The 18,705-nt window shown below is 42.1% G+C and carries 11 protein-coding genes and 1 pseudogene; 7 read left to right on the top strand and 5 right to left on the bottom strand.

What is annotated here, in order from left to right; genetic code table 11:
- Positions 1–20: 20 nt before the first annotated feature.
- Complete coding sequence (locus H5181_RS20780; RefSeq protein WP_244262828.1) at positions 21–122, bottom strand: LysR family transcriptional regulator; 102 nt, start codon at positions 120–122, stop codon at positions 21–23.
- A 109-nt stretch (positions 123–231) separates the two neighbouring features.
- Between H5181_RS20780 and H5181_RS11255 the strand changes: the two genes are divergently transcribed.
- The gene (locus tag H5181_RS11255; protein ID WP_182751044.1) at positions 232–1,425 is read left to right on the top strand and encodes an NADH:flavin oxidoreductase/NADH oxidase family protein; all 1,194 of its coding nucleotides are present in this window, start codon (positions 232–234) and stop codon (positions 1,423–1,425) included.
- A gap of 261 nt (positions 1,426–1,686) precedes the next feature.
- On the opposite strand, the gene H5181_RS11250 is transcribed toward H5181_RS11255, so the two are convergent.
- From H5181_RS11250 to H5181_RS11240, 3 genes are all read right to left on the bottom strand, one after another.
- Positions 1,687–2,892 (bottom strand): MFS transporter, encoded by a 1,206-nt coding sequence (locus H5181_RS11250; protein ID WP_182751043.1) that lies wholly within the window; start codon positions 2,890–2,892, stop codon positions 1,687–1,689.
- A gap of 125 nt (positions 2,893–3,017) precedes the next feature.
- The gene (locus H5181_RS11245; protein WP_180957206.1) at positions 3,018–4,013 is read right to left on the bottom strand and encodes a two-component system response regulator; all 996 of its coding nucleotides are present in this window, start codon (positions 4,011–4,013) and stop codon (positions 3,018–3,020) included.
- A gap of 14 nt (positions 4,014–4,027) precedes the next feature.
- Positions 4,028–7,360, bottom strand: a complete 3,333-nt coding sequence (locus H5181_RS11240) for an MHYT domain-containing protein (protein ID WP_182751042.1) — start codon at positions 7,358–7,360, stop codon at positions 4,028–4,030.
- Between the two features lie 537 nt (positions 7,361–7,897).
- Between H5181_RS11240 and H5181_RS11235 the strand changes: the two genes are divergently transcribed.
- From H5181_RS11235 to H5181_RS11225, 3 genes are all read left to right on the top strand, one after another.
- Complete coding sequence (locus H5181_RS11235) at positions 7,898–9,604, top strand: AMP-binding protein (protein WP_182751041.1); 1,707 nt, start codon at positions 7,898–7,900, stop codon at positions 9,602–9,604.
- A gap of 339 nt (positions 9,605–9,943) precedes the next feature.
- Complete coding sequence (locus H5181_RS11230; protein WP_259397034.1) at positions 9,944–10,828, top strand: DMT family transporter; 885 nt, start codon at positions 9,944–9,946, stop codon at positions 10,826–10,828.
- A gap of 372 nt (positions 10,829–11,200) precedes the next feature.
- Positions 11,201–11,959 carry an ATP-binding protein gene (locus H5181_RS11225; RefSeq protein WP_182751040.1) on the top strand — a complete coding sequence of 253 codons (759 nt, stop codon included), beginning with the start codon at positions 11,201–11,203 and terminating at the stop codon, positions 11,957–11,959.
- 152 nt (positions 11,960–12,111) lie between these two features.
- Here H5181_RS11225 and H5181_RS11220 read toward each other — a convergent pair whose 3' ends face one another.
- Positions 12,112–12,768, bottom strand: a complete 657-nt coding sequence (locus H5181_RS11220) for a glutathione S-transferase (protein WP_182751039.1) — start codon at positions 12,766–12,768, stop codon at positions 12,112–12,114.
- Positions 12,769–13,921: 1,153 nt separating this feature from the next.
- Here H5181_RS11220 and H5181_RS11215 point away from each other — a divergent pair.
- The 3 genes and pseudogenes from H5181_RS11215 to H5181_RS11205 all read left to right on the top strand — a co-directional run bounded on the left by H5181_RS11215 (position 13,922) and on the right by H5181_RS11205 (position 18,349).
- On the top strand, positions 13,922–16,000 hold the full coding sequence (locus H5181_RS11215) for a hypothetical protein (protein ID WP_182751038.1): 2,079 nt from the start codon (positions 13,922–13,924) through the stop codon (positions 15,998–16,000).
- A gap of 117 nt (positions 16,001–16,117) precedes the next feature.
- Positions 16,118–17,557, top strand: a complete 1,440-nt coding sequence (locus H5181_RS11210; protein WP_182751037.1) for an ankyrin repeat domain-containing protein — start codon at positions 16,118–16,120, stop codon at positions 17,555–17,557.
- A gap of 423 nt (positions 17,558–17,980) precedes the next feature.
- Positions 17,981–18,349: pseudogene (locus tag H5181_RS11205) on the top strand (hypothetical protein).
- Positions 18,350–18,705: the final 356 nt, after the last annotated feature.

The raw sequence follows: 18,705 nt of genomic DNA, 5'->3' as shown, positions 1-18,705 counted from the left end.
TTTTCTAATCGACGTAGTGCTTAACTGACGGCTGAAGGCGTGATGTTAAGCTGTTTGGCAGATTCCGTTATGCTGTCAGTTTCAACTGTTCGAACGAATAAATGCAGATCTGAAGTGTTCATTATAAACTTATTATTAATAGTATATATATTATTGGTTGGTTTTTAGTTTATAGACAATGGTTCATAATGTCTTTAACCGTTAAGATAATTAGAGTAACCAGAGACAGTTATGACCAATCCAATAAGCTTGAAAGACCCACTTAAGCTGCCATGTGGCGCTGTTATTAAAAACAGGCTTATAAAATCTGCGATGTCAGATTCACTTGCCGATGGCGAGGGTAATGCTACAAATCTGCAGGCTAGGCTTTATGAACGGTGGGCGAAGAGCGGACTTGGACTATCGGTTATAGGTGAAGTACAGGTTGATCCGCGGTTTCCTGAAAAGCCGGGTAATCTGGTTTTAGCTGATGGGATGGATTTAGCTGCATTGCGTGAGCTAACTTCACGTGCCGCTATTAATGGCGCTCATATATGGCCTCAGTTAAGTCATGCTGGTGGGCTTTCTCATTTACCCATAAGCCAACCCAAAGGACCATCAGCGCTTAATATTAGCCAGTTTCAGTGTGCCGGAATGTCGATTGATGAAATTTATCAATTACCTGATATGTATGCCAAATCTGCTATGTTAGCTAAAGACGTTGGATTTACAGGTGTGCAAATTCATGCAGGTCATGGATTTTTACTTAGTCAGTTTTTGTCGCCATTGTTTAACCATCGACAAGACCAATATGGTGGTTCTATTGAAGCGCGATGTCGAATTATTGTCGAAATAATTGCAAAGGTGCGAAGTGCAGTGGGGGATTCATTCCCGATAGGCATTAAGATTAATTCCACCGATCAATTAGAAGGTGGTTTAACGCAGGAAGATGCATTAGCCGCTATCCGAATATTGGATCAAACTTCATTAGACTTGATAGAAATAAGCGGTGGATCTTATTTCCCTGGAGCCAAATCTAGCTCTGATTCATCTACAAAAGGCCCTTATTTTGCAGAGTTTGCAGCAACAGCAAAGCGCTTATCGAATGTGCCTATAGCGGTTACTGGAGGGTTTAAAACCTATGCACAGGCATTAAAGGTAATAGAATCTGGCGCTGTTGATTTTGTTGGATTAGCGCGTGCATTAGTCATAACCCCCGAGCTTGCGAAAGACTGGCTAATTGGGACGGCAACTGCCCCTAGTTTTCCTCGATTCAAGGCGCCACCTCAAGGTGGAATAACGGCTTGGTTTACCATGCTGTTAACCGCTATAGCTAATGAAAGCGAGGAAAGTTTTGAGCTTGAATTATTACCTGCACTGCATCTTTATGAAGAGCTTGATGACGCTCGTTGTGATAAATGGATGCAAAAATTTGAGATTAAATAATAGTTAATTAATTTACATTATTGATATTGATACATTTTCATCACGTAATATAAATGACGTTTTTAATGGTTTGATAAGTCGCCGAGATAGGTGTTTCTCAGACGCTCAAACTACTTGCCCTAACGGTTATCGACAATGTTACCGACAATGTTATCGGTATTGAGCCCAGCAACTTGTTCGATAATTCGTTAGGGAGTTAGTTAGATAATTAGTTAGATTATTTGTTATAAAATTCGTTAAAGAATAAATTCTAAAGCCTGATTATGCAGAACATTGTTCCAGTTGAGCCTTTTTGTTATTCATTTGCAGATAACTTAACAACCACATCATTAAGCCGCCAGCAAATAACACTGCCGCTACATAGCCTGTCTCGTTAGGCATTGCGCCTTGTGCGATAAACATGCCACCCACCCAAGGGCCGATAGCATTGGCGGTGTTAAATGAACATTGTACTAATGCCCCTATCATCGCGTGACCATTTGGCGATACGTCCATCAGTAAGGTTTGAATCAGTGTCGCTAAACCCACACTGCAGCCAATAAAGAAAATTACCGCATACAATAGCCAAATATTATGGCTGGCACTGACGTAAGCAAGCGAAAATATAATCGTACAAACTAAAGCTATACCAGTGGTTTTTAAGGCTGCGCGATCGGCTGCTTTGCCTAATACGTAATTGCCTAAGGTACAACCAATGCCAAACATGACCATCGCGATTGAAATGGTGTATGCCGGCGTTTCCGTCACCACTAAAATGGTATCGGCGATGTAAGTATAAATACAAAATACACCACCAAAACCAATAATCACAATGCCAAGAATTGACCAGACCAACTTATTCTTTAATACGCTAAACTCATTGATTAAATTTGATGGTTGGTTGTTTTCAATTTTAGGGATCACCACATATACGCACACTAATGCAATTAAGGCGAGGACAGATGCACCCGCTAAACAATAGCGCCAGCTTAAGTTTTGGCCGACTAAAGTGACAATGGGAACCCCTACAATAGTGGCTATGGTTAGGCCCATAAACACTTTAGACATGTAACTTGCACGTTTATTTTGAGGGGCAATATCGGCAGCCAATAAAATAGCGGCACCAAAATAAGCGCCATGGGGTAGGCCACTTAAAAAGCGAAATACAATAAGCTGTTCAAGTGAGGTTGCCATCGCACTTAAGCCATTAGAGATAAACATTAATGTCAGAAATATTGCCAAGGCATGGCGTTTTTTCATGTTGGCTGTGGTCAGCATTAAAATAGGGGCGCCGACAACAACGCCTATCGCGTAAGCACTAATCGCATAACCACTTTGTGACGGTGTTGAGGAAAATGTTTCACTAATTAATGGCAGCATTGGCATCATCGAAAACTCTGATAATCCCAATATAAACGTGCCTAAGGCTAACACTAACAAAATGGCGGTGGTGTTCAGTTGGCTTGGTAATGCAGCAGCCGGGGTCATAAAAAATCCTGTTGGTAATAAGGGAGTTGGGTGAATTGAACCATTAAGCGATTGAAATCGGGCAAAACCTAAAAACTAATTGGCCCGTTAGTTCACGACTAAACTAACGGGCCAATTACGGTCTATTAGTCTTGCCAGCGTTGCTTAATGTATAAAATACTGGGCAAAGATTGCTGAAATAGTGTCACTAACTGCGGGTCAAAATGTATGCCGCTTTGGTCATGTAAAAATGCCATGGCTTTGTCGACAGTCCATGCTTCTTTGTAAGGGCGTTTGCTGGTGAGAGCATCAAATACGTCGGCAATTGCCACAATACGTCCTTCAATAGGAATATCTTCACCTTTAAGTCCATGAGGGTAGCCGCTACCATCCCACTTTTCGTGGTGAGTCATGGCGACGACTTTGGCTAAGGCGATCAAATCTGAATCTGATTCACCTAGAATTTCGGCGCCGATTTCAGGGTGCTTTTTCATGATGGCAAACTCTTCATCGGTGAGCTTACCCGGTTTAAGCATAATGCTGTCGGGAATACCAATTTTACCAATATCGTGCATTGGTGCTGCATGGAGTAAATTGTCGGCGGCCGATTTGGATAAACCATAAGCAAGGGCAATAATTTTAGAAAAATGGCTCATGCGCATCACATGCATACCGGTTTCGTTGTCTTTGTATTCAGATGCTCGGCCTAAACGTTGAATGACTTGTAAGCGTGTACGGCGCAAATCGTCTGCCTGCACTAAAGACAAATGAGTACGAACACGTGCTTTAACCACCGCAGGTGACACGGGTTTAGTAATGTAGTCTACCGCGCCCACATCAAAGCCTTTGGCCTCATCCACTTCGTCACTTAACGCTGTGATAAAAATGACCGGTACCGCTTTGGTGCGTTGCACAGTTTTAAGTTGCTGGCAGACTTCAAAACCAGTCATACCCGGCATCATCACATCGAGTAAAATCAAATCCGGCAAGTCGCGTTCAATTAAACGCAAGGCTTCTTCGCCACTTTTAGCAAAAATCAGCCTGTACTGATCCTCAAGCATTTTCTTTAACACTCTAAGGTTAGCGGGTTCATCGTCGACAATAAGAATTGTCGGCATACGGTCTTGGTTGCTATATATCATTCAATTCAGTCTTTTTACTGTGCAGTAACATTGGACTCAAGTGCATTGAGTTGTGTTATTGCTTGTTCAAATTCAAAGTCGTCTAGAGCATGTTGTATGTTGATACATTGCTGTCGGTATGCCGACGGAGTTGCTGCAATTAGTGTGTCTACATCGTGCTCATTGTATTGGTTTTCTTTTGCAGCTAAGCGAATAAGGTTAATGATTTGGATGAACTCATCAACGCTCATACTATCTTTTTCTGCGGTTTGATCTGGGTGTTGACTGATATCTTGAGTGCTAAGATAGGTTGTCACATGGTCAAAAATCTGCTCAATAGTGGGCAGCAAAGCCAATAATTCAGTGGTGGATTTTGTCATGGCTAAGCGCTCGGCATCGCTAAATAAACGTGTTAGTTGCGTTAGCGATAAATTGCCAGACAACCCTTTTAGTCCATGTAAATGCTGACTAATAGCTGGCCAGTCGGCAGTTTGTATTAATTGTTTAAGCTGTTGGTTGCTATCGTGTTGTTTAGTCATAAATAGGCTAATTTCTTTCACGAGAGTGTCTTTACTTCCCCACATCGAGATGCCTTTTTTCTCATTAACCACTTGCCTGTTGTCGATATCAACAGCGGTGTTATCGACGGCCATATTGCTTTGTTCAAGTTTCAACACTTGGGCAATTTCATGATTAAGCAGCATCATATCGATAGGTTTATTGGCAAAACCATCCATACCGGCATCTAAGGCTGCTTTTTTGTCTTCAGGCAGTACGCTGGCCGTTAATGCAATAATTGGCATATGTGGTAAGTGTTCGTTTTGCTCTTGTTCACGACGATTACGCGAGGCGGTTAATCCGTCCATGATAGGCATTTGCACGTCCATCAATACAAGATCTATTTTGTCGTTGCGCATTCGCAGTAGGGCTTGTTTACCGTCGCGGGCTGTAATAACAGAGTGACCTTGGCGCTTCATCATAATGGTGAGCAAATCAATATTTTGCTGGATGTCATCAACTATCAAAATAGCCAGTGGTTTAATGTGGCGGGTTGTTAACGGAGTCAACGTGTTGTTGATGTGTTTGGGTGCGGTTAATGGCAAGGCAAAACCAAAACAACTGCCTTGGCCAAATGTGCTTTTAGCGGTAATTTTACCGCCCATTAATTCAACCAACTGTTTGCTGATGGTTGTCCCCAGACCAGTGCCACCAAAGCGTCGGTTCATGCTGGCATCTGCTTGAGCAAAGGCATCAAACACCAAGGCTAGTTGTTCTGGCGTCATGCCAATACCGGTATCGTTAATCGCAAATTCAATGCAACCGCTTGGTTTAACGCTAACATCTATACTGACGCCACCTTCGGCGGTAAATTTAATCGCATTACCAATTAAATTGGTCAATACCTGGCGAATTCGGTCTGGAGCACCATGATAAGACATTGCCACATCTGCTGATACATTCACGTTTAAGAACAAACCTTTAGAACTAGCTTGTAACCATAGTGTCGATACCACCGAATCAATTTCTTCGATAACAGAGAAATCGCGTAATTCGAGGTCGAACTTGCCTTTGTCTAACTTAGCACTATCGAGAACATCGTTTAGTAGATGCAATAAAGACTTAGCAGACTGATTAATAGTACGTAAATGTTTTTGCTGTTCAGCGGGGAGCGAATCGTCGAGTAAAATGTCGCTAAAACCAATGATGGCGTTCATTGGGGTGCGAATTTCGTGGCTCATGTTCGCTAGGAATGCCGAGCGGGCAGATGCTGCTTGTTCCGCTTTGTCTTTGGCAATTAATAAGGATTGCTCCATTTCTTTGCGAACGGTGATGTCCATAATAAAGCCGTCGAGCCATTTATCTTGTACATCTATCCCGTCAATCTTAGCACCATAACCGAGCAGCCAGCGAATATCACCGTTGGCATTATAGATACGGTATTCCAGCTTAAACACTTGCTCTGTGACGATTTGATTGCTTATTTGCTTAAGGTCATCTGGATGTACGTGTTGGTAAAAATGACGTTTTGGTGTTGCGCCTATATAGTCACTTGCTGGATAACCGGTAATATTTTCTACCGCATCGCTAATAAATACCATCGGCCTGTTTTCAATATTTAAACAGCGATAAGCGATACCGGGAATATTAGTAATAAGTGAGCGAAACTGAGCTTCGCTTTTAATCAACGCACGTTGCATTTCAATACGGTGACGTAAGTCATTTATGTACATCACAAACAGGCTTTTACCTTCAATGCACGCATGGCCAATTGAAACTCTAACTGGAATGGTCGTACCGTTAACATGTAGCGCTTCTACATCGCGGCCAGTACTTTTTTGTTGCCCTATGTTGTTGGTAAAACTGTCTAAACGGGCGTTAAACTCATCGATAAATGGACTCGGGATAAAGTCACGAATATTTTGATGACATACATCTTCAAGTCGCCAGCCAAGAAGTAATTCTACCGCTTGGTTGCCGCTTTCAATACGGCCTTTAGCGTTGAAGGTAATGATACCGTCAACGGCGGTACTAATGGTCGCGCGATAACGTGCTTCAGTTAATTTGGCTAGGTGTAACGAGGCTTGGTATTTCATCAACATGTTGACGGCTAATACCAATAAAATAATCACCACAGTAATCGTGGCAACTGCAATGCCTAAATACAGTGACATCATTTTGGTTTGTGCAGAAAATTCAAATCCGGGTGGGCGGACAAAACGAGCCGCAGCCATACCGATGTAATGCATACCGGAAATTGCGCAGCCCATCACCATCGCTGCAATCGCATTTTTATGTAAATCACTTAATGCAAAACGACCTAGATGGTTCAAGCTAAAACGTATCCACAGCGCGAGAATGGCCAAAATAATGGCAATGATTATTGATAAGCCAAAATAGAATAAGTTGTAACGAAGTAGGGGAGCCATTTCCATGGCGGCCATGCCGACATAATGCATGGTGCCAATACCTGCGCCAGTCAATATACCACCCACCACAAATTGGCTTAGCTTTGGTTTGGTTGTGGATATGACATTTAAGGCTACCCAGGATGCTGCAATGCTGGGAATAAAAGATAACGCGGTTAAGCCGATGTCATAGCTCACCGGAGTACATAAGCTGAATGCTAACATGCCAATAAAATGCATTGACCACACTCCGCCACCAAGCGCGATGCTGCCACAGCTGGTGAGTAAGTGTCGTTTAAATTTATTGAGTGTTAATGCTGCTTGCGATGCGACTTGTAATGCCATAAACGAGGCAAATATTGCGATAGCTATGGATATGCAAACAACTATAAGTTGAAAATCACCAACGATTAATAGGCTTTCATCTGTAACAGTAAAGAGTGTGCGGATTGTATCAAGCATAATAATTAGATGAATGTCACTTTTAGATAAGTATAAGGAAGCTATCGGCTTGGAATTAAATAACATCAGTATTTGTTCGATTTTTAACTAAAGACTGCGCTAGATCAATGTTTAAATGATTTTTCGCGAGTTATGGTTAATGGTTTTGTGTTTTTTACTCCCATTCTGTAGTTAACTTACAGGGTGTTGTTGTAATAATGCTAATCGGTTGTGGTGTTTGAGTGTTTTAGTTTTAACTATGATTAATATTTACAATATCGGCTATCGCTCCAATTATTCTTTTGGTTATCACTCCAGCGTGTTGTTCACTTTTGTGTATTGTTTTTAGCGGCGCTAATAAATTGGCAATAATAAGATTGCTCAGATGCCATCATTAAACCGTTATTGATAAAAATGAATGCTTTACTGTTAATATTAGCCTTTGCTGTAAACATTACTCACCATGCCTCTTTAGTCTAATGCTGTGCTTTTTTACTTGTGAGTCAGGCCGTTAATTGGTTAGCTTGAGCATGACGAAACACATGCAAGGAGGCTTTAATGGTCAAACAACATCAAGCACAACTACCGCTTACCCAAAGTGAATATCATGGTGTCACCTCAACGACGCTTACCGATAAAACCATTGGTCAATATTTTGATGATATCGCCAATGCTTACCCAGACAATCTTGCGGTAGTCGTTCATCATCAACAAATCCGTTGGAATTACCGAGAATATCAAGCAAAAGTTGATGCGCTTGCCACTGGTTTATTAGTGCTAGGTATTCAACCTGGAGATCGGGTCGGCATTTGGTCTCCTAACAATATTGAGTGGTGTTTAACCCAATTTGCTACGGCTAAAATTGGCGCCATTATGGTGTGTATTAATCCGGCTTATCGGCCTGAAGAGCTAGAATACTCCTTGAGTAATGTGGGCTGCCGAGCAGTCATTTGCGCAGATAAATTTAAGTCCAGTGATTACTTACAGATGTTAAATGAGTTGCTGCCAGAGTTAAGCACCAGCACAGCAGGTAAGCTCACCACACTCGCACTGCCTCAGCTTGAGTTTGTTATTCGAATGGGCACCGACCGTACTCCCGGTATGCTCAATTTTAATGATTTGCTGCTGGAGGTTAACGACGAAGCTCAACATGTGTTGGCCACCATTGCTGACTCTCTCGATACTCATGATGCTATTAATATTCAATTTACATCAGGTACCACAGGCAGCCCAAAAGGCGCGACGTTATCGCATCATAATATTTTAAATAATGCCTATTTAGTCGCAGATGCTATGGGCTTTACTCAAGCCGACAAGTTATGCATCCCTGTACCGCTATACCATTGTTTTGGCATGGTGTTAGGCAGTTTATCCAGTATTATTCATGCATCGGCTGCGGTATATCCTGGTGAGTCTTTTGACCCACTCACCACTTTACAAGTGGTCGCAAATGAGCGCTGTACTGCTCTACATGGCGTACCGACTATGTTTATTGCTGAATTAGAACATCCACAATTTAACCAGTTTGATCTTAGCTCATTGCGCACTGGCATTATGGCGGGCGCCACATGCCCCGAAGAAGTCATGCGCCGAGTACAAGAGTTAATGTACATGAAAGAAGTACTAATTGGTTACGGACAAACCGAGTGCAGCCCGTTAAATCACATTACTGAAATTGACTCCCCAATCGAAAAGCAAGTGCTCACCGTTGGCCGAGCATTGCCGCATACTGAAGTGAAAATCGTCAATGAATTTGGCGACGTGGTTGCTATTGGTCAGCCCGGTGAAGTGTGCAGCCGAGGTTACTGCATCATGCAAGGTTATTGGAATGATACAGTCAAAACCGCTGCAACCATCGACAGCGCAGGCTGGTTACATTCGGGCGATATTGGCCAAATGGACGAGTTAGGCTACGTGCAAATTGTTGGCCGCATTAAAGACATGATTATTCGCGGCGGTGAAAATATATATCCACGAGAAATTGAAGAGAAACTTTATAGCCATAAGGACGTGCAGGATGCCGCCGTGTTTGGAGTACAGAGTGACAAATACGGCGAGGAGGTATGTGCGTGGATTAAGGTCCGTGCCAATGCTGACATCACCGAAGACGATATTCGCCACTTTTTAACCGAAAAATTTGCCTATTTTAAAGTGCCACGCTACATCAAGTTTGTTGACCAATACCCAATGACTGTGACGGGGAAAATTCAAAAATTTAAGATGCGCGAGTTGATGTATCAAGAGTTACATGAAGCCATAAACTGATATTTTGCGTGTAATCATTAAAGCCCAGTGTTGAGTTATCGCACTGGGCTTTAATATTGATGGGTTATCTACTTAAAAGTGAAGTAGAGACAACACGCGACAACGAGTGAATCATTAAATAGCAGAGTCATAAGTGCTGGCATAGTTGAAATAGTCTTATTTGTGACAAGCGCTTCAAGTGTAGAGTTGAGTTCAAGTTAGACACAGTTGTAAACAAATGATGTTTTCTCAATAGCATATGGTGAGTGATACCATTGCCGGCTTATATTTTTATCGGCTGAGTACGCCAGCGTTAGCGCTTTTTCAGTTGGATACAATCGACCCATTGTTGGAGTTATTTTGAATAATACTAAAGGTAGTCTTTTTATGGTTGCTGCTATGGCGGCATTTTCTATTGAAGACATGCTGATTAAATCGGCTGCCGAAACCACTTCTATTGGTCTGATTTTGGCGTTATTTGGATTGGGTGGAATGTTGATTTTTATGCTGCTCACTTGGCGTAAAGGGCAAATAATTTTACACCCAGCACTGATGTCCAAGCCAATACTCATTCGTGCGGTGTGCGAAGTTATTGGTCGATTCTGTTTTGCATTGGCTATTACGCTAACGCCTTTATCGAGTGCATCGGCCATTTTGCAAGCCACGCCATTAATCGCAATGATAGGTGCAGCCTTATTGTTTGGTGAACAAGTGGGGTTTAAACGCTGGATTGCCGTGTTGGTTGGTTTTTGTGGTGTGCTGATGATCATTCGTCCCGGCTTTGATGGCTTTGAAGCAACGTCTTTATTTGCCGTCGTGGCGACCTTAGGTTTTGCGGGCCGCGATTTAGCCACTCGTGCTGCTTCGCCTGTGTTGTCTAATATGCAACTTGGAGTATATGGTTTTTTTGTGTTAATCCCGGCTGGCATTGCCATACAGTTATACCAACACGAGCCATTACAACTTAGTTCCACCGCCGCAGTGCAAATTATCGGTGCAATTGTGTTCGGAGTGATGGCGTATAATGCCCTTACAATCGCTATGCGCGCTGGCGATGTATCGGTTATTTCTCCTTTTCGTTATACGCGGTTATTATTTGCCTTAGGTTTGGGGATATTTATATTTGGAGAGTCACCAGATTTAGCGACCCTTCATGGAAGCCTGTTGGTGGTATTAAGTGGCGGATATACCTTAATTCAAACTCGTAAAACAGTCACCGCAAGTTTGATAAAGAGTCGCGCATGAGCAGGGGGAGTAGATTCATCCTGCAGTAAGGTATAACAAGGTTAAACACTACAAGGTTAGACATTACTAGGTTAGACATTAACGATAGAGAAGATATTTCGCATAAGCTTGATGACGGATAAAAAGCGACTAATGTTAAATTGACTATGAAAGGTTCATTTTTATAAACCAGATATTTTTGATCTAAAACTCATACTCTGTAGCATGAAGTGTCATACTTTGTTGCGTGATAACGGTAGCAAATAAAAGTGGCTACTCACTAAATACTTTCATTTATTAAACGATAAAAATCAATAACAAAGACCTGAGCTTATTTTCCGTTATACTGCCTTACCCGCTACATACCCTTATTTAAGAGGTATCAAAAATACCATGGATATCAAAGGAACCTGCATTTCATCTACAGCAGATGAGCACGGCCCCATTTATGTTTATCAAACAAGAAACAGCCGCATTCTCAGCTTTGATGGGAAAATCTATCAAAGCAGCATGAAAATCAATGATATTAATGGATTACATCTAGGTTACACCCAAGCCATGATGGTCGGTTTATTTTTTATTCCCGCAGTAACAACAGCCACAATTATGGGGCTGGGTGCAGGTTCAATGGCTAAAATATTGCTCAGTAGTTTCGTCGATTTGAAGGTGCACGCGGTTGAATACCGTGAAGCAGTAGCGAAGGCTGCAAAAGAATATTTTTATTTACCAGAAACAGATCGTCTTACTATTCATATAGACGATGCGGTGAATTACATTAAAAATACCGACACAAAAAGCGATATTATCTTTTCAGATCTATACAACTCACAAGGTATGGAGCCGAAACAAGTACAATCATCCTACTTACACGATTGTAAAAATGCACTCAATCAACAAGGGGTTTTGGTGCTCAATATCTGGCATACGTCAGCTGAATTACGCCAAGAGTTAGATGAATTACTCGCGCTCGAATTTGAAAATCGATTACTCAGTTTTGATGTTGAAAGCGGCAATACCATCGTGCTTGCATTCAAAAGCGACATTCCTGCGATAAAAAGAAACGATCTACTGGCGAAAGGCAAAGCGTTACAAGAGCAAATGAGTATTCCGATGGAACGTTACGCCAACTTACTCTGCGATGCACAAGCTTAATAGACCACCGATTATTATCTTAGATGACGTTTATCTTAGGTGACGTTTAACTTAGATGATTTTTATTTTAGACGGTTGTTAGTTCATATTCTGAGGCGAAATATTTATATGTTACCGCCGCGAGTTTTTATGACTGGCTCATCAAGCCGGCCTTATACATTGGCCCCAAAAACAACTTCTTGTTTTGAGTCTAACCACATTGGGTTTTGTACCATCACCTTGCTGAACATTCGGCTCTGTAAATAGTGATTAAGCCATTGTCGTAATTTGGGGTAGGGGGATTGTAAATACCATTGTCGCTCAACTCTGGCAAACTGACGAATAAACGGCATTAATGCTAAATCAGTCAAACTTGGTTGGTCAGACATTAAATATGAGTGCTGGCAAAGCCTTGATTCGAGATCAGCAAGATAACGCTCACATTGTTGTCTATCTTCTATAAGCGACGGTTCATGGTAACGTTTAGAGCAGCGATATTTCTCTAAATGTCCCTTGAATTCATTATCAAATATCGCAATAACCGCCAACATTTCAGTTAACGCGTTTGGCGTTGCTTTATTAACATAATCGTCAGGGTCTGTTTGTGAAAAAGCCCATAGCATGATGGATAAACTTTCATCGATGACCTCATTATCTGCGGTGACTAAAACTGGCACGGTACCTTTGGGCGACACCGTAAGCATTTCGGCAGGCTTGTTACTTAGCACTAAGTCGCGCAGGTTTACTTGCTGATTAGATGCATAAATGGCCAGTCTAGCGCGCATTGCGTAAGGACAATTTCTCAACGAATAGAGTACAGGTAATACCATGATGTTGTTTATTATCTCTCAGTCAGTAATGCAGTTAACAAAATAATTCTCTTCATTTTATCACTAATTACATCACCCTTTAAATATTGATTACGGTAGCCTTTTATGAAGATTCAACGGTATCGTTTGAAGCTCATTTCTGACTAGATAGCGGTCTACCTAATTCGAATCAGCAATAGTATCGGTATAAATCTGTAGTAGGCGTTTTATGTTAATCAGCAAGGGAATAATTTGCTGTGCTGATTAAGCATTGGATCTTAAATGCACTGCCATCGTTGACAGTTTATTTCTCCCTGGTGTGCTTTTACTTGGCCTATTAGGCTTTAAATGTTGGATGTATTTATTTTATATGGGAAGTACTAATGGCATCTTTTTACCCAATCAACCATTGTAGATGACTAAGCTTGCTCTTTTGTTCAATGTTTCAAACAGCAAAATAGCCATGATTTTTGCCATCTAAAGTGAGTGTTTGAGCATTAACAATGCGTGCCATATTTTATGGTGCATTAGTATCACTTTGTAGGTAAAAATTATTATAAATTATAAAAAAGAATAATTATTTAGTCTGATTTATTCGTTCGAATTACTCTGTTTTTTCATCAATATTACCTTTTGGTAGTATCTAAAACGTGGTTTTGTCTCCATTACATCATCGCCTGATTCATTTCTATGTTACTAGCCAATACAGCCTATTCGGGCTGATTTCTCAATTTTTATTTAGGCGTCATTCTAAAGGATGATGACGCTAAGCTATTGAGTAATATAGGTGAAAATATGACTTTTTATTGATCTGACCCCGTATTATTTTAATAGGTTGATGTTGAAGGATTTCCCTCGCCAAAAACGTGTTTAACGCTACTTTTATGGTTTTTTGCCTCTTGAATTTAACCATGGTTTTTCTATGGTTAATAACAGGTGCAAAAGTAAATATCTCGAGTGCTGTAAAAGTAAGATATAGCATCGTGTGGTTACAAAAATAATGTACTACTTATTGCTTACTTGCCGTCAGTTTTTTATTGAGTGACGACATTTGTTGTCAATTTGCAGTGCGTGTAGGTGTTGAAGCAGAGTTAACGTGTTTAGGTTAAAAATAAATCCAGGAGGCCGTTATGTCTAACTAGTTTAACCCCAACAATAATTACAGGAGGTTGTTATGTTATTTGTTAAATACTTTAATAAAAGGCCAATTGCCCTTGCTATCTCTTTAGCATTGCTGGCTTCAATAGGAAATGCGGTGGCTTATGAATCGCCAGTGCATGTGTTTTCTGTTAATGACGTACTGGGAGGGTTGAATGGAGTGACCTTCGCAGACGATCAAACGATCATTTGTGGTCTTGGCCCAGTGAGTTGTCCTGATGATAATCCAGCGCTTCTCGACAAGTCGGGGGTGATGTTATATCCAGTGGATAGCGAGTTTGGCTTTTATGTGGTTGATTTTCTAGGCGCGCAGCCCAAAGCGCGTAATGGCGATTACCTAGAAGGATTCGTTGGTAATATTGACGAAGGCGGAGGGGTGATTGGTATTCAAGTTGCGAATGCTGCCACCGAAAAATACAAGGTAAAACCACCATTGGGAACATGGTGTCAGGGGCTCGGCGGCACCTCGGTAAAATGTGAAACAGAGCATTATACCGTTATGGAGCATGCGCTCAGTTGTTATGAGACTATCCCATACTTTTTTGCCAGCCCAGATGGTACACAAGCAACTATATCAACCCCAGACGGCACTCTATCGTATGACTGTGCTAACGCGCCACTAGATGACAATGTCCAGGTATTAGTGGGTGGACAGCCAAATCATCGCCTAACCAATGCGATACCCTGTGAAACAGATGGTCAGCCTGAAGGGTGCCAAATGTTTCCTAACGACAAGACCAACATGCTTGATAACATCGCCTTAAGCAGTGATTATTCCGTGCAGCTTAAAGATGATGGTAAGCCACTTTATGGTTGGGGCGGAATACATAAACGGCCGAACGATATCCGCATGTATGCCCAGTTGGCACTCCCTGACGAATGGAAAACATCCACAGAAAACTTTGTCGTTACACGTGCTGAGCTTGTGGTTAACCACTGGATCACCAATAACCCTAATGACCAACTTCGTCCAGAAGACTTGGAAAACGAAGCTGCAACAGGGCGTAAGCCTTCCTATAGAATTGAAGGTGATGGTGATGCAGCCGTATGGAAAAGTACGGTCCCATGTTATGAAGGCGACAGCGATATAATCGATACTGAAAGTGGCGCTTTCGATCCATCCTTTATCGGTGTCGGTACAATATTAAAGAATACCCCTAAAGCACTGGATCCTTTGGCTACACCAGGTGAAAGCGCTGCAGAGCACCCTTATGCATTCTCATCAGATCTCGCTGGTGGCTATTCTAATGCTTACTATACCACCATCAATCGTGACCCATTTGAATGGTCTTATGATGCCAATCCTGACCCAAAAATTCAGGATTTCATCGGTAGTGCATTGCCAAATGCGTCACTCGGTGAGCTTGTCTCAGGCCCCCGTTGGAGACTTAAACCTAATAAGTTTGGTCAAGACCTGCCTGGGCTAGAGATCCCGTTGATTGAATGTAGCGCGCCGCCTTTTGCCAAAGAAAATATTAAGTATGAGGTAGGTACGCCAACAACGACAGTGATCAATTTACTTGACTGGGAAGAGGGAGAAATATCTCCGCTGGCAACCAGTAGAGGTTGGGTTGATGTGACTGCAAATGAGTATGTCACAATTGTCACTGAGGACGGCGAACCGGCGGTTACCAGCAATGGTTTACCGATGACATCAGATTTTGACCTTGCGGTTTACATTAAGGGTGATAGTAAATCAACAGCCTTATATAACGCACAGCTCATTATCGAATATGAAGGCGAAGTTCCTGTGGTGAATACTGATGTCGATGTTGCACTGACTGCTTTTGCAGCATCAGCTACAGTGTCCTTTAATCAAACGGTTGCAATGGTTGTCGATGTGAGCAATCTTAAACCCAGTAGTGTCAGTGGTGAGGTAACCATTACTGGAGTCACTAACCAAGGCGTGGTTATTGAACTGCCGCCGATGGCTTTCAGCGACTTGGCTGAAGGAGATACGATTTCATTAAATGCAAGTTGGACAGCCAACATCATCAGAACGTCCGCTGTTAGCTGGACGGCGACGGTGAAAGCTGAAGGCGATCTTAATAGTGATAACGATACTCGCTCCGCAACAACAAAAATCCGTAGATGATAATTAAGGATTAGCAGGTGAATCAAAGGGGGAGAACTTTTGTTTCTCTCCTTTTAACTTAACCTAATTGATATTGTTATTAACGGTCTTTACGGACTTAGAAGATAGGAATAGCAAATGCGCATCATACGAATAATCTTTGTCTCGGCCATTATTTTATCCTCGGCGATTACCTCGTTATTCGCTGAAGAAAACAGCGATCCAATCCAACCGGCAACTACCATTCCACCGGCTACTGCAACCACGCCGGAGCCAGTCACGCCAGCTATCACAACTCCGGCAGTAACGTCGGCTGCGCCAGTAACGCCAGTTATAGCAAACCCTGCAGTAACCCCGCCAGCGCCTAAACAAAGTGCGAAAAAACCGGCAATGGGTCACGATTACCAAAAAAATATGCCCAAGCTTGGCAAAGGTGATCCCAATTATCGTGGTGGGAAGGAGGTTGTATCTGATGCTCAACCCATAATCAACAATCCAGAGAGTCAATCAAAAGAGCCATCAATCATAGATAACCAGCGCAAAAGTGGTGCAGATGTAGGTTTTCCTGGCTACCGCGGCGAGGGAGACTCGGCTTACCCACAACATCAACAATATCAAAATCCGCCACGGTTTCCGGCTGAATCAATAGAGACTACTCCAGCAGATACGTCTCCAGTACAGACTAAACCAACCGAACAAAATAGTGATGCACAGACAAATAAACCATCGGTTGATGCTTCAGCAAATAAGGTCAAAACACGTGCGATCATTAACCAACAGCGCAAAGGAATACTTCATGCAGCCGCATTTGGCGACGAGCCAGCGGTAAAAGCATTACTCAAGCAAGGAGCAAGCCCAAATGCCAGAGCAAAAGACAGAATAGGGCGAACAGCATTAATGCTAGCGGCATTGAGTGGTCATGAAAACGTGGTTAATACACTGCTTAAACAAGGTGCCAGTGTGGATTTAAAAGATAGAACAGGCCATACCGCACTTAACTGGGCGGCAAATCGATCGCACCTAAATATAGTCACGTTATTACTCAACCATGGCGCTGATATTAATATCAAAGATAATGGCGGCACCTCTCCTTTGTTATATGCGGTTGCCACTAGCAATGTGGCAATGGTGAGTTTATTGCTTTCACATGGCGCTGAAACTGAGTTACAAAGCGCTGAAAGTAAGATGACGCCACTATTACTGGCCATTGAGCATAACGATATTGAATCGATTAGCCTTTTATTAGATAACGGAGCAGATGTTAATGGCACAAACAGTGATGATTTTTCGCCATTAATGGCTGCGGCAGAGCAAGGTCAGCTCAAGATAGTGCAAACACTCCTCTCTCATGGTGCTGAGGTCAATCGATATGATAATAAGCATTTTACGCCATTGTTCTACGCTGCCGACAAGCAACACATCGGCATCATGCAGTTGTTATTAGCCCAAGGTGCAGATGTCAATTTACGCGATAATAAAGGCAGAACCGTTTTAATGCGCGCCAAGCAGCAAGTGCATGCAAACGTTGTAGCGTTATTATGCACAAAGGGAGCTAAATATAACGCCGATGGATGTTGAGATTGAAAAGCATATTGAGTTTGGAGTTTGACCGGATTAATAAAATTCACATTTGTTTTTAAACACAAAAAAGCCTATACGCATTCTATGCGTACAGGCTTTTTATTTTAGATTTGGTCGGTATCCTCCTGTGTTAGGAGAGGATTCCAATCTCTGCCCCCATGGCAGTGCCATGAAAGCTAGCTTTGAAGAACGTAATCACAGAGTTGTCATAGTCTAACCCCCTAAAAAGTGACCATAAAAGTGACCAAGATTTTGAGCTTGGAATTAATCAGCGTTGGGAGCGGGTGATGTGAGAGTGCCATTTGATGATGTTTCGGCAATATGCGCCCAGGTGTTTAAGTTAGGGATTGATGAAATAAGGGCAATGATTGATGATGAAGAGTAATGGTCAAGAATAATGATGATTAGTGGTCAAGAAAAATGACGAAGATTAATGTGCAGCAGCGGCAGCTGCAGCAAGTGACGCTGAACATGAAAGCGTTGCGTCATGGGTTAACACGCTGGGGTAACTATTGGGTCCATCAAGAATATGGTCAAGGGTTCGCAAGCCGAAGCCAGTGCGACAAGTTAGGTTAAGTGATTGTTTACGGTCGTTCGGCTGTGGTCGAGATAACGCCCCCACTAGAAGTAAGACAGTTCGACCAGATGATTGAGCGGTTATCACCGCAATGTATACGGGCCATTAGAGCGCACTACATCTGCAAAGGGCTGTGGGCCTTGATGGGATTTGATAGTAAGAAGTTTTATGTCTATTGGTTGAGAAGGGCAGAGATTGAAATAGTGGATTGATATATGTCGATAATTCAAGGTGTTGGGTTGACTTAACTCAAATGAGATCGATTATCATTTTGGGTTGGAATTAAATGGGTCCTTCTGGCTCGGTGCACTGCGGGGAAGGACAAGCGCAGTGCTTCACTATTTATGAAAAATTTAGGGGGTTACGTTGTTGTTTTATCTTGTGGTAAAAATGGAAATAACTAAAAATTCACTTAATTTTTTATGTTAATATTTTCATGGGCTTAGCTTGAATAGGTAAAGGTGTTTTTGATTTCTCGTAAAAGTGGATATGTAATTTTTGATCGTAGTCAGATCGTTTTGTCACAACCAAATTTTATAAGCTCCCGAATTCAGGTTTCTAAAATTAG

This window comes from Shewanella sp. SG44-2 (genome assembly GCF_014164215.1).
GTDB lineage: Bacteria > Pseudomonadota > Gammaproteobacteria > Enterobacterales > Shewanellaceae > Shewanella > Shewanella frigidimarina.
The sequence above is the reverse complement of the archived record's forward strand: the minus strand, read 5'-3'. Positions and strand labels throughout refer to the sequence as shown.

What these genes read in the sequence shown, in the direction of transcription:
- H5181_RS11215 (WP_182751038.1), top strand. Translation starts at nt 13,922, where the DNA reads ATGTTATTTGTTAAATACTTTAATAAAAGGCCAATTGCCCTTGCTATC.
- H5181_RS11225 (WP_182751040.1), top strand. Translation starts at nt 11,201, where the DNA reads ATGGATATCAAAGGAACCTGCATTTCATCTACAGCAGATGAGCACGGC.
- H5181_RS11210 (WP_182751037.1), top strand. Translation starts at nt 16,118, where the DNA reads ATGCGCATCATACGAATAATCTTTGTCTCGGCCATTATTTTATCCTCG.
- H5181_RS11220 (WP_182751039.1), bottom strand. Translation starts at nt 12,768, where the DNA reads ATGGTATTACCTGTACTCTATTCGTTGAGAAATTGTCCTTACGCAATG.
- H5181_RS11245 (WP_180957206.1), bottom strand. Translation starts at nt 4,013, where the DNA reads ATGATATATAGCAACCAAGACCGTATGCCGACAATTCTTATTGTCGAC.
- H5181_RS11255 (WP_182751044.1), top strand. Translation starts at nt 232, where the DNA reads ATGACCAATCCAATAAGCTTGAAAGACCCACTTAAGCTGCCATGTGGC.
- H5181_RS11235 (WP_182751041.1), top strand. Translation starts at nt 7,898, where the DNA reads ATGGTCAAACAACATCAAGCACAACTACCGCTTACCCAAAGTGAATAT.
- H5181_RS11250 (WP_182751043.1), bottom strand. Translation starts at nt 2,892, where the DNA reads ATGACCCCGGCTGCTGCATTACCAAGCCAACTGAACACCACCGCCATT.
- H5181_RS20780 (WP_244262828.1), bottom strand. Translation starts at nt 122, where the DNA reads ATGAACACTTCAGATCTGCATTTATTCGTTCGAACAGTTGAAACTGAC.
- H5181_RS11240 (WP_182751042.1), bottom strand. Translation starts at nt 7,360, where the DNA reads ATGCTTGATACAATCCGCACACTCTTTACTGTTACAGATGAAAGCCTA.